General features: G+C 62.1%; 7 protein-coding genes and 1 pseudogene. 4 read left to right on the plus strand and 4 right to left on the minus strand.

Annotation, left to right across the window (positions count from 1 at the left end; translation table 11 throughout):
- Positions 1 to 102 precede the first annotated feature (102 nt).
- Positions 103 to 225: a hypothetical protein gene (locus tag HGB41_RS23710; protein WP_267874171.1), complete on the minus strand. Its 123-nt coding sequence runs from the start codon at positions 223 to 225 to the stop codon at positions 103 to 105.
- Positions 226 to 499: 274 nt separating this feature from the next.
- On the opposite strand from HGB41_RS23710, the gene HGB41_RS05855 reads away from it, so the two are divergent.
- Genes HGB41_RS05855 through HGB41_RS05870 form a run of 4 tightly spaced genes read left to right on the plus strand, consistent with a single transcriptional unit; the run spans position 500 to position 8107 of the window.
- Positions 500 to 1666 (plus strand): efflux RND transporter periplasmic adaptor subunit, encoded by a 1167-nt coding sequence (locus tag HGB41_RS05855; RefSeq protein ID WP_171082189.1) that lies wholly within the window; start codon positions 500 to 502, stop codon positions 1664 to 1666.
- Between the two features lie 8 nt (positions 1667 to 1674).
- Positions 1675 to 4962, plus strand: a complete 3288-nt coding sequence (locus tag HGB41_RS05860; RefSeq protein WP_171082191.1) for an efflux RND transporter permease subunit — start codon at positions 1675 to 1677, stop codon at positions 4960 to 4962.
- Positions 4959 to 6422: an efflux transporter outer membrane subunit gene (locus tag HGB41_RS05865; protein ID WP_171082193.1), complete on the plus strand. Its 1464-nt coding sequence runs from the start codon at positions 4959 to 4961 to the stop codon at positions 6420 to 6422. The genes HGB41_RS05860 and HGB41_RS05865 overlap by 4 nt, the downstream gene beginning before the upstream one ends.
- Entirely contained in the window at positions 6422 to 8107 is a 1686-nt protein-coding gene (locus tag HGB41_RS05870; RefSeq protein ID WP_171083415.1) for an FAD-dependent oxidoreductase, read from the plus strand. The genes HGB41_RS05865 and HGB41_RS05870 overlap by 1 nt, the downstream gene beginning before the upstream one ends.
- A gap of 965 nt (positions 8108 to 9072) precedes the next feature.
- On the opposite strand, the pseudogene HGB41_RS23940 reads toward HGB41_RS05870, so the two are convergent.
- The 3 genes and pseudogenes from HGB41_RS23940 to HGB41_RS05885 form a co-directional block, all read right to left on the minus strand.
- Positions 9073 to 9189 (minus strand): annotated as a pseudogene (locus tag HGB41_RS23940) (IS3 family transposase); the annotation flags it as partial.
- 345 nt (positions 9190 to 9534) lie between these two features.
- On the minus strand, positions 9535 to 11385 hold the full coding sequence (locus HGB41_RS05880) for a DUF7933 domain-containing protein (protein ID WP_171082196.1): 1851 nt from the start codon (positions 11383 to 11385) through the stop codon (positions 9535 to 9537).
- A gap of 480 nt (positions 11386 to 11865) precedes the next feature.
- Positions 11866 to 12900: an IS630 family transposase gene (locus HGB41_RS05885; protein WP_171082197.1), complete on the minus strand. Its 1035-nt coding sequence runs from the start codon at positions 12898 to 12900 to the stop codon at positions 11866 to 11868.
- Positions 12901 to 12988 lie beyond the last annotated feature (88 nt).

Genomic DNA, 12988 nt, shown 5'->3' on the forward strand with positions numbered 1-12988 from the left:
AAGCTTGCGCTGGAGGTGTCAGGCCGATAGCGTTTGAGCAGAGTTTGTCCTGCATCCGCCGCTCTTGCGCAACTGCTACCGCAGGCTGGCCAGCTGCACTCGCTACCCGAACAAGCCATGCAAATACCAGCGCGGCTCGGCATCCTCGCCGGCGCCGACCATGCGCTCGCAGTAGATCCAGTACAGCGCATGGTCTTGTCCTCGCACCTTTTGCTGCACTGGCACCCATTCGTTCCTTTTATCGCGATTCACTGCGATCTTTCCCAAAAGTGAAAATATTCACAGCGCATATTTTTGATGAAAAGTATTCAAATTTAGTTCAGACTGTGAATCGTATCGCCGGGAGTCAGCGATGAGCCGCAGCATTCTCGTACCGCAACGTTTATTCCGCATCCGCGTCAGCCGCTCGTGCGGCTGGTGCTCAGCTTTCGTTCTTGTAAAGCAGTGTCAGGAGCTCGCAATGAATATTCTGTTGGTACGCAGAAATGCATATTGCTTGATGTTTATCCTACTCGCCGGGTGGCTCCCCTTCATCGGCGGATGCGCTCGCAGCGACGCGACCACCGAGGGAGCCGATACGCCTCCGGCGGTATCGGTCGCGCCGGTGGTCCGTCGCACAGTGCAGGAATTCGATGAATTTACAGCGCGCCTCGAGGCGCCTGGCACCGTCGAGGTGCGTTCGCGGGTAGCCGGCATGCTGACCAGGGTGCACTTTCGCGAAGGGCAGCCGGTCAAGCAAGGTGACTTGCTCTTCACGATCGATCCACGTCCATTCGCCGCTGAGGTGGCGCGCGCCGACGCCCAGCGCGCAGCGGCGCGGACCCAGGTCGAACTGAACAAGAGCGAGCTCGCGCGCGCGGATAAGCTGGTGGCAATCCGGGGCGTCAGCGCCCAGGAGATCGACCAGCTGCGTTCGGCGCTGAAGACGGCGGAGTCGAACGTGAAAGCGGCCGGGGCGGCCGTCACGCAGGCTCGGCTTAACCTGGAATTCTCGCGCATCACCGCGCCCATCGCCGGCCGCACCTCGCGCGCCAACATCACTGAAGGAAACCTGGTCGGGTTGGGCGACCCGGTACTGACCACGGTAGTATCGAGCGATAAGGTCTACGCTTACTTCGACGCCAGTGAAGCGATCTACCTGAAATACATGCGCGCGGCCCGCGAGGGCAGCCGTCCATCCTCGCGTGAAACCCCGAACGAGGTGCGGCTGGGCCTGGCCAACGAGGAAGGCTACCCGCACACGGGGCGGATGGACTTCGTCGACAACCGGCTTAACCCGGCCACCGCGTCCATCCGCGGCCGCGCCGTATTCGACAACCGCGACGGCCTGTTCACGCCAGGATTGTTCGCCCGCATTAAGCTAGTAGGTAGCGGCAGCTACTCTGCATCCCTGGTGCTGGACCGTGCGATTAGCACCGACCAGACGCGAAAGGTGGTGCTGGTGGTCGGCAAGAACAACGTCGTCGAACAGCGCGAAGTCAGGACCGGCGCCCTGTTCGACGGAATGCGCGCCGTAACCGGTGTCAATCCCAATGAACTGGTTATCGTCGACGGCCTGCTGCGCGCCTTTCCCGGCGCGCCGGTCACGCCCCAGGTGCTCAAAGTCGATGCCCAGGGCCGGCCGATCCCGGCACCGCCGGGCATCCCTACCCTCCCCAAGAACTAGGAGCGCACATGGATATCTCGCGCTTCTTCATCGATCGTCCGCGCTTCGCGACGGTCCTGTCGCTGTTCATCTTCCTGTTCGGGCTGATCGCGATCTTCCAGCTGCCCATTTCCGAATACCCCGAAGTGGCGCCGCCACAGGTCGTGGTACGGGCCCAGTTCCCGGGTGCCAATCCACGGGTGATTTCGGAGACGGTCGCGGCGCCGCTGGAAGAACAGATCAATGGCCTGCAGAACATGCTTTATTTCGAAAGCCAGGCCACCGCCGACGGCAGCATGACCTTGACCGTCACCTTCCGCGTTGGCACCGTGCCGGAAGACGCAGAGACGGCCGTGCAGAACCGCATCAATCGCGCCCTGCCCCGCTTGCCTGACATCGTGCGCCAAATTGGCGTGACGACCGAGAAACAGGCTCCCAACCTGACTATGGTGGTGCACATGGTTAGTCCAGACAACAGCCGCGACGCGCTCTATCTCCGCAATTACGCCAACTTGAACGTGCGCGATGACCTGTTGCGCATTCCAGGCATGGGCTCGGTGCTCCTGTTCGGCGCTGGCGACTACGCCATGCGGATATGGTTGAATCCCCCGGCACTGGCGGCGCGCGGCATGACCGCGGCGGACGTGATCGGCGCCATTCGCGAACAGAATGCGCAAGTGGCGGCTGGAGTGGTGGGTTCCCCACCGGCACCCGACAACACCGATTTCCAGCTGCAGGTCAATGCCCAGGGCCGGCTGGCGCGCGAAGAAGACTTCGCCGAGGTCATCGTACGCAGCGATCCCGCCACCGGCGCCGTGGTGCGCGTGCGCGACGTCGGCCGGGTCGAGATGAGCGCCAACTCGTATTCGCTGCGCAGCCTGCTCAACAACAAGGAGGCGGCGGCCATCGCGATCTTCCAGTCGCCCGGCTCGAACGCGCTGCAGCTGTCGCAGGACGTGCGCGCCACCATGGAAAAGGCCAAGGCCAGCTTCCCCAAAGGGGTGTCCTACGACATCGTGTACGACCCCACGCGCTTCGTCCAGACCTCGATCGAAAAAGTGGTCACCACCCTGATCGAGGCGGTGCTGCTGGTGGTGCTGGTGGTCATCATCTTCCTGCAGACCTGGCGCGCCTCGGTGATCCCGCTGCTGGCGGTGCCGGTCTCGATCGTCGGTACTTTCGGCATGTTGCTGGTGCTCGGCTACTCGATCAACACCTTGACCCTGTTCGGGCTAGTGCTGGCCATCGGCATCGTGGTCGACGATGCCATCGTCGTCGTGGAGAACGTCGAGCGTAACATCCAGGACGGCCTGACACCCCACGAGGCGACCGTGCAGGCGATGCGCGAGGTGAGCGGGCCGATCGTGGCCATCGCGCTGGTCCTGTGCGCCGTGTTCGTGCCGCTGACGTTCGTGCCTGGCCTGTCGGGACAGTTCTACAAGCAGTTCGCGGCCACCATCGCGATCTCGACCGTCATCTCGGCGTTCAACTCGCTGACCCTGTCGCCGGCGCTGGCGGCCCTTCTGCTTCGCCCCCACGACGCGCCGAAAGACCGGGTGATGGTGGTGATGGACCGGCTGTTCGGCCGCTTTTTCCATTGGTTTAACTGCTTCTTCCAGCGCCGCAGCGGGCAGTACAGCCGTGGCGTGACCGGGCTGCTCGCCCGCAAATCCCTTGCCATGGCGGTCTACGGCCTGCTGCTGGCCGCAACCGTCCTGCTGTTCGCCCGCACCCCCACCGGCTTCGTGCCGGCGCCGGACAAGCAGTACCTTATCGGTATTGCCCAGCTCCCTGCGGGCTCGTCGCTGGCGCGTACCGAGAAGGTCATCCGCGACATGAGCGACATCGCCCGCAAGGTGCCCGGCATCGTCGATTCGATCGCCTTCCCCGGCCTGTCGATCGCCGGCTTTTCCGCCGCGCCTAACGAAGGGATCGTGTTCTTCGGACTCGCACCGTTCGAGAAGCGCACCGCCTCTTCCCTGTCCAAGGACGCCATCCTGGCGCGCGTCAACGGCGAGATCCAGGCGATCCAGGGGGCGCGCATGTTCGTCGTTCCGCCTCCCGCGGTCGATGGCCTGGGCAGTGCCGGCGGCTTCAAGCTGCAGATCCAGGACCGGGGCGGCCAGGGCGAGCAGGCGCTGTACGGCGCCGCATGGGGCCTGCTGGGGCCGATCTACGGCAATCCGAAGTCGACCATCGGCACGCCGTATTCCACTTACGACATCAACGTTCCCCAGCTGTTCGCCGATGTCGACCGCACCAAGGCCAAGCAGATGGGCGTGCCGCTGCAGGCCATCTACGACACCCTGCAGATCAACCTCGGCTCGCTCTACGTGAACGACTTCACCCGCTTCGGCAAGACCTACCAAGTGGTGGTGCAGGCCGACTCGCCGTTCCGCTCGCAGGCCGACAGCATCGCCCGCCTCGAGACCCGCAACGCCGCCGGACAGATGGTGCCGCTGGGCTCGGTGATGCAGGTGACGCCGACCTTCGGCCCGACCCGGGTGACACGCTACAACGGTTTCCCCTCGGCCGATATCAACGGCGCGCCCAAACCCGGCTTCTCGAGCGGGGAGGCGGAAGCCGAAATCGAGCGGCTGGTGCGCGGACTGCCACGCGGCATGTCCTACGAGTGGACCGACCTGACCTACCAGGACCGGCTGACCCGCTCGGTGACGCTGCCGGTGCTGGGCACCGAAGTGCCGACCCTGGCCGCAGTGCTGCTGCTGTCGGTGGTGCTGGTGGTTCTGGTGCTGACGGCGCAGTACGAAAGCTGGTCACTCCCGCTGGCCATCATCATGATCGTCCCGATGTGCATCCTGTCAGCCCTGTTCGGCGTCTGGATCTCGAGCCTGCCGCCCTTCTCGCAGACCGGCGACCTGAACCTCTTTACCCAGGTGGCGCTGGTAGTGCTGGTCGGCCTGGCCTGCAAGAACGCCATCCTGATCGTGGAATTCGCCAAGGAGCTTGAGGAGCGCGGCATGGCGATACGCGACGCCATCATCGAAGCCTGCCACCTGCGCCTGCGTCCGATCCTGATGACCTCGATCGCATTCTGCGCCGGGGTGATGCCGCTAATCCTCGGCAGCGGCGCAGGCAGCGAGATGCGCCGCGCGATGGGCATCGCGGTATTCTCGGGCATGGTCGGCGTCACCCTGTTCGGCATCTTCCTGACACCGGTGTTTTACTCGCTGCTGCGCAAGGGCACCGAGAAGCACCGCGAACACGCCGCTGCCGTGCGGCGCGAGGTCGACGCCTGCGCCCACCCCTTCCATCCCGGCGTTGACGATGCCGCGCAAGGCAAGGAGCAGACATGAACGCTTCTCCCAGCATCGGTCGCGCCAGCGCCCTGGCGCTCGGGGCGCTGGCGCTGACTGCCTGCTCGCATGCGCCCATGTTGCCCATGTTTTCCCCGCCCGCGCAGGAGCGTTTCGTGCACGCGCCGCAGGATGCGCAGGCCACGGAACCGGTAGGCGCATTCTGGAGCGGCTTTCAAGATCCGCTGCTCGACGACCTGGTGCGGCGCGCTCTCGCCGCCAACACCGATGTGCGCAGCGCCGCGGCTAGCCTGCGCGAAGCGCGCGCCATCAGCCGCGGCGCCGACGCCAACCTGCTGCCGAGCGCCGGTTTGGCGCTGGGCGCGGCGCGGGTGCGCGCCCAGGACGACCTGGGCGTGTCCTCAACCCGCAGCAACTACGCGGCCGGCCTGGACCTGCTGTGGGAAGCCGACCTGTTTGGCGGCCTGGGCGATGCCCGCCGCGCCGCGCAGGCCGGCGTACGCGCCGGTGCCGAGGGCGTGCGCGCGGCACGGGTGAGCGTGGTGGCCGAAGTGGCGCGCAACTACTTCGAACTGCGCGGCCTGCAACAGCAGCTGCGCGTGGCGACGGCCTCGCTCGACACCCAGCAGCAGGCGCTGCGCCTGGTGGAGGCGCGGCTCGACGCCGGGCGCGGCACCGCGCTCGACACCGAGCGCGCACGCGCACTGGTGCAGTCGACCGCGGCCAACGTGCCGGCGCTGGAAGCGGCCCTCATCCGCACCCGGCACCGCATCGCCGTACTGTGCGGTCGGCCGCCGTCCGCGTTCGACGCCGAGCTGGCGCCCGAACAGCCGCTGCCCGCGCTGCAGGCGATCGCCCTGTCCGGGATCGGCTCTCCGGCCTCGCTGCTGCGGCGCCGTCCGGACATCCTGGCGGCCGAGGCCCGGGCCGCCGCCGCCGCCGCCCAGGCCGGCGTGGCGCGCAGCGCGTTGTTCCCGCGCGTAATCCTCGGCGGTACCCTGGGCCAGAACGCGTCGCGCCTGAGCGCCTTGGGCGACGGCGCCTCGTATGTCTACAACCTGGGCGCGCAGCTGACCTGGAACCTGCTCGACTTCGGGCGCATTCGCGCGCGCATCGCCGCCGCCGATGCCCGCAATGAACTGGCGATCGTCGCCTACGAGCGGACGGTCCTGGCCGCACTCGAGGAAACCGAAGGCGCACTGGCTGCCTACACGCGCAGCCAGCGCCAGGCCGAGCTGCTGTTCGATGCGGCCCGCGCATCCGAGCAAGCGGCCCTGATCGCGCGCGAGCGTTTTTCGGCCGGCTCCACGGACTTCCTCACCGTGCTCGATGCCGAACGCGAGCTGCTGGCGGCGCGCGACCGCCTGGCGCAGTCCCAGACCGGGGCGGCAACAACGTTGGTTGCTGTCTACAAGGCGTTGGGCGGGGACTGGGAGGCGCCCGTCCCGGCAGCGGCTGCGCCGACGACGGCGCCTGTCCAGCCGGCCGGAGTGCCATGATGAGCGAGGACGCCACTTCGGTGATCGTGACGCGCCGCGCCCAGGCCTTTCCCAAGCTGGACGCGGGCGAGATCGCCAAGTTGCGCAGGTTCGGCGCCGTCCACAGCTGGAACGACGGCGACTGCCTGTTCGCCGCCGGCGCAGCGGGGCCAGGCATGTTTGTGGTGTTGTCGGGCATCGTCAGGGTGAGCCGGCGAGACGGCTTGGGCGGCACTGTCCCGGTGGTTGATCAGGGTCCTGGCGAGTTCCTTGCAGAAGTCGGTCAGTTATCGGGAGGTCCGGCGTTCGTCGACGGTCACGCTGCCGGCGCGGTCGACGCCCTGCTCATCCCGCCAGAACAGTTGCGCGCCTTGGTCGTGGCGGAGGCCGAACTCGGCGAGAAGATCATGCGCGCGCTGATCCTGCGCCGTGTCATCCTGATCGAACAGGGCAGCAGCACCGTGGTGGTTGGGGTCACCGGTGCGTCCGACACGGTCCGCCTGGCCGGATTCCTGACGCGCAACGGCCATCCCCACCAGGTCGTCGATCCGGGCGCTGAAGCTGCCCAGGCACTGGTCCAAGCGCATGCGGCCGGGCCCGCCGACCTGCCTCTCGTGCTGTGCCCGACTGGCCAGGTGCTCAAGAACCCACGCGAATCGGAGCTGGCACGCTGCATCGGCATGGTCGACCCCGCACGCGTGGTCGGGCGCCGCTTCGACCTTGCCGTTGTAGGCGCGGGCCCGGCTGGACTCGCGGCTGCGGTGTACGCGGCCTCGGAAGGCTTGTCGGTGGTGGTGCTGGACGCCCGGGCCTTTGGCGGCCAGGCGGGCTCGTCCGCGCGGATCGAGAACCTGCTCGGTTTCCCGACCGGCATCAGCGGCCAGGCGCTGTCGGGCCGGGCATTCGTGCAAGCCCAGAAGTTCGGCGCCGAGATCGCCATCCCAATGACCGTGTCCCGCCTCGACTGCAGTTCCGCCCACGCCGGCCTGCTGCGCCTCGAGCTCGGCGAGTACGGTGCGTTCGGAACGCTCGAGGCACGGACCGTGGTGCTCGCCACAGGTGCGCGCTACCGGCGCCTGGACCTGCCAGGACAGGAACGCTTCGAAGGCCGTGGCATCGCGTTCTGGGCCACGCCGCTCGAAGCGCGGCAGGTGCAGGGCCAGGAGGTGTTGCTTGTAGGCGGCGGCAACTCGGCCGGACAGGCTGCCGTCTACCTGGCTGGCCACGCCCGGCGCGTGCGTATCCTGGTCCGCCGTCCGCTGGTGGAAACGATGTCGCAATACCTCGTTGATCGCATTGCTGCGTCGCCGGCCATCGAGGTGGTCGTTGGCGCGAGGGTTGTCGCCCTGTCGGGGGACGAGGAACTGGAGCGCGTGCGCTGGAAAATGGCAGATGGGGAAACTGACGAGCCGGTCCGGCATTTGTTCCTGTTCATCGGCGCGGAACCGGCCACCGAATGGCTTCACGGCTGTGGCGTCGCGCTTGAGCGTGGCTTCGTCCTGACCGGCGGCTCGCTTCCCGTGGATGCGGCCGGCGCCCCTTCCGCCGTGCGCGCCCCCGCCCAGCACGAAACCAATGTGCCGGGCGTGTTTGCGATCGGTGACGTACGTGCCGGGTCGGTCAAGCGGGTGGGCGCCGCCATCGGCGAAGGCGCCGCGGTAGTGGCGCAACTGCATGCCTACCTGGCTTTGCTGCCTTGCGCCTGAAGCGACCGGGTCCACATACAGGACCAGCCCTCATGTGCTGATGTACCAGATAGCTTTCACCAAGACTGGATTGGGTCCTGCACGTCGAATTCGCGCTGCAGATGAGAGCGCCATCAGCGAAGGCGCGCCGCCGCGTTTGTACTTGCCCTTGACGCGCCTGTTTTGCGAACAAATCCCGGCCGAGCTCTGCGGACCTGCATTCATGACCGGCTCAACATGGCCCTCGGCAATTTCACCCCAGCCGAAACTTGCTCTTGCCGCCTGACATCTACTTTCAGCGTGCTCTGAAAATAGGGAATCAGCATGTTAGTTCTATCTATTTATTCTCAATCTCGTGGTTCCGAAATCGATAAATTTGCGCAGCTTGAGAGGCAACGCAGCAACGCGCCGCTTATGGCAGCCAAAAACACATTTATTCAAGGGTGAGTACTTAGTCAGGCAAGTACCATGCTCGTGCGCGAGATGGGACAAGCAGGCCTTCGCCACTGGCGGCCACGCATCATTTATTAAGCTACGAAGAGCATGCCAAGATCTATTTCATAGTCGTGTTGCTCAGAATGCGCGGGGGGGGTTGGTATTGATCAAAAGACTTTGACGTTGAGCCAGAATTTTTCTTTAGATGTGGACAACTTGCATGAGGCAACGCGCATCAATGTCGCTAACTGGCATACCGCAGATGGAAATTATATTTCTTTTATCAAAAAGGGAAATCCGATGCGGGCTTCACGGATTATTTTCGCAGCTTCCTCTGCTGTAATGAGTTCGTTGAGTCCAAAGAGCAGACAGGGCTGTTGATTCGGACGATCCGCGATTATTTCGTCGCGGAGAAGATGGACGCGGAGGAAGCAAAAAAATATTAAGGAAAAAGCCTTCAACTATTTTTTGGAACAGGCTCGCGATGGAAAAGGTGTTAGCCTATAGATTGCCATGCAAGGCATTACAAACCAGGGTGGCTGGCATGCTCTGCGCATCGCCCAGCCACGAACACTGTGCGGGAACAGGTCGAGCACGACGGCCAGGTACAGCCAGCTAAGGCCGGTGCGGATGTACGTGATATCCAATGCGTAATTCAAGTTCGGCGCTCATAACGAGAAGACAAGGGAAAGCGGAAGGAGCGGTAATCACCACCGCTATCTGAGCAACAACGTCAGCCCTTGGTTCAGCCATAGGATTCTTTAGGCGCGAATTCCCGTCCGTGGATGCGAATGGAATACCCATTTCATGGCGTTCGCCATTCGAACCAGACAGTTCCGCTTCATCACCCTAACTCTGTCCATATTGCCTATTCGGCTTTGGTATTAATATCACCAGATTGCCTGATGAAAACATGGCTTGAAAAAACGGAGTGGAAAAGGATGAGCAGCACATCCCAAAGAAATGCCGTCCAGTCTGAACTGAGCGGCATCACAGTGCAACGAGCGAAGTGCTTAATACTTCGATTTAACGACCAAGGTCGCCGTGGCTTCATGTTGGTTGCTGCCACAGACGGTCTGTAACGCACCTGGTTTCAGTCTGTTCACATAGATTCCCTTACGATACGAGGTTACCTTGACCGTTATCGTGCACGAGCCCATTGCCGGGATGGTGCCATTGTGCAAGGTCACTGTCGAGCCCCCGTTGGGCGCTGTCACTTTCCCCTGGCAAGTCGTTCTGGCGCCGCTGTAAGAGCTGCTGACGATCTGCACTCCGTATGGCAGCGTGTCAACGAGCTTCTTGATCAGGCTTGCGGCCATGTAGTTGGGATTAATCAACGTAATGGTCAGCACCGACAACTGACTTTCCTTGATAGTCGATGGGCTGAATGACTTCTTCACAATGGGCGGAATGTGTTTGACGATGACCGTCAAGGTCGCCACCGCCGGCGCGGTATTGCTGCCATTCGTAGTCTGCAAGGCACCGACACCCAAGGTGTTGGTAAAGTACCCTGCAACGTTCGAAGTGACCCGAACCGTTACTCTGCAGGAACTATTGGCAGGGATGATGCCTCCGGACAGGGTTACCGTCGACCCGCCGGGGGTGGCCGTGACGATCCCGCCGCAGGTAGTTGTTGTGTTCGCTGGCGAGGCAACGACAACACCGCTAGGCAAGGTGTCGACGAGCGGCACAGTCTGGATGGCGGGAAGAGCACCTGTGTTGCTCAACGTGAGGGTGAGCGTCGAGAACCCACCCTTGGCAATGGTCGCCGGGCTGAATGCTTTGCCCAGCGTTACGGAAGAGGTTGGGGTAACCGGGGTAACAGTGAGGGTCGCAGTAGCCGGGCCTGTGTTACTGCCATTGCTGGTTTGCAACGAACCAGCGGCCACGGTGTTGAGATACGCTCCCCCGGTGGTGGCAGTCACGTTCGCGCTTACAGTGCATGAGCCATTCGCGGGGATTGCGCCTCCAGTGAGGGTCACCGACGAGGTCGAGGTCGTGACCGCACCACCGCACGTGGTGGTGGCATTGGGTGTAGCCGCAACCGTCAAGCCAGTGGGCAAGTTGTCAGTAAATGGAGCGGTCAGGGTAGCGGCTGAGCTACCAGTGTTGCTCAATGTGAGGGTGAGGGTCGACGTTCCGCCGGCGGCGATGGTCGGCGGATTGAATGCCTTGCTCACCGAAACCGACGCAGCGACACAGGTGGCGGGAGTGACGATATTCGAGTCGAGCGTCACAGAACCATTTCGCGCCAGGGCTCTGCCCGCAAGGGTTGCATTGGTGGTCAGCGTAATGCTTGTGAGCGCAACGATATTACCGACGAAGTTCGTGCCCGTACCAATGACCGCGGAACTGCCGACCTGCCAGAACACGTTGCAGGCCTGAGCCCCGTTAATCAAGGCCACAGTCGCGTTGCTGCCGGTAATAAGAGTGCTCCCGGTTTTGAAGATAAATACCGCATTCGGATCGCCCTGCGCATCGAGGGTTACCGTGCCAGTCAACGACGCTGAGGACGCAAAGCAATAGACACCGGGGACCAGCGTCATGCCGCTGAGATCGGTTGGCACGCCGAACGTGGTGTTGCATGGCTGACTCGCGAGGCTGTTGTAGGCAATCGTCGTGTCCGCCTGCGCACCCTGCGCGACGGCATCGGCGGCATGTATCGCACCGTTCACGATCCCGGGTGGAAAACCCGTGATCGCACTCCCAGGGAAAACCCCCAGATCTCCATTGAGGATTGTCGGGCCAGTATTCGTGACCGTTTGGCCACCCAGAACTGCAAAACTGCCGGCAGTACCCAATGACGGTGCCACCTGAGCAAAAGCGGAATTAAAAGGAGCTGCCGCGCACAGCATAATCAGCATGACTAGCGCTAAACACTTTCGCGAGACCCACGAATTGATGGAATCTTTGGGCGTTCGCCATGTAGACGGAACCGCCAGCGTCCGAGCAAAATCTATTACATCGTGTTTCAATGTGCCATGCATGATTTTTCTCCTTTTTATCCTGAAAATAACCCAATCTTCCTGAAAAACAAAAGCCCGATAGCACGCAAGGCAAGCGTCGATGATTGTTTTCAATCGTCAAAAAAAGATAGGGAAACGAATTACTTTCCTCGATCACAATTCAGTTCATTTTTTCGTCGCCTCCTTCCGTTAATCTATTGATTTGCGTTAGCAGTATTATCTCAATGTTATCTGGGCAAAAAAAACGCACCGACGTAACTAATGGTGCATACAGATTTATACGAAATAACCTCCTACCGCAAGCGGCGCACGAATATTTAATTGAATGCGCTTCAATCGAAAAAAATTGGAGAAACTTATTTCGATTTGGCTAAGTAGTTATCCAAAATTTATTGTGAACTTGCTTTCGAAGCCACTCATCAAGGACTGAACCTCGTCAAGCAGGTCCGCCCCGCTTTTGGCGGCGAAGCGGCGCCAAAAATGCTTGGCGCGCTTCCACAGAATCTCGATACGATTAAGTTCTGGACTATAGGGCGGCAAATAATACAAGTACAGCCCGTGCCTCGCCCACTGGCGGCGCTTCTTTTCCATGGGCTTACCTTTGTGAATCCCTGCATTGTCGATCAGGACAACGCGTGGAACCGAGGGAGGGTGGGCTGCAATTTGATCGAAAAAAATGATCATATCGTTGCGTGTGGTCGGTCGCTGCTGAGTTGTCCAGGTCAATTGGCCGTCGTGGCGCAATGCCCCAGGCACATTGCCGCGCTGCCGATGCGCCAACGGTTCGACTGAGCGCGCCGATCCTGCTCCAGCCGTACAACGGTTCGACTGAGCGCGCCGATCCTGCTCCAGCCGTACTGCACCGGGGGATTCGGACTGAAGCCGGATTCGTCGAAATATAGCAGCTCGCATTGCTGCTCTTGATCGAGCCCGGCCAGCGCCCCCATCACTTTGCTGGCGTGCTCGAACGCCTCTTGATTCGCTTTTTTTTAAACTGTACCGATAGCGCTTGTACGTGAAATCCATCTCCTTGAGATACCGTTTGGCCGTGTTCTCGCTGATGGGTGCATGGTCTCGGCTTTGCTCGATCTGACGCAGCAAGGCGACCACGGTCCCGCCTTCGGATTGCGCCAGCTCGCCAAGAGCCTGTTGCTGCTGGGGCGTCCACTTCCTCGGCCGGCCGGTATGACGCCCTTCGTACAGTCCGGCCAGCCCAAGCTTGCCCCAGCGCTGACGCCAATGCTCCACGCTGTTCAAATGCACACCGAACTCGTCAGCAGTCTTTTGAAGGGTCAATCCCTCGCTTAACCGCAAAATCCCTTGAGCTCGCATCCGTGTCCTGGGGTGCGGGTGAAAAACGCCCATCTCACGCAGCGTGCGTCGCTCGTGCTCGGACAGTTCCAAGTGCTTCATCGCTCAGCTCCTGCTGCATTGCCAATTCGACTTTGACAGCAAAAAATGGGCGACTACTTAGTTTGGCTGAGGAATTCGAAATATTACG

The organism is Telluria aromaticivorans (assembly GCF_013003915.1).
GTDB lineage: Bacteria > Pseudomonadota > Gammaproteobacteria > Burkholderiales > Burkholderiaceae_D > Telluria > Telluria aromaticivorans.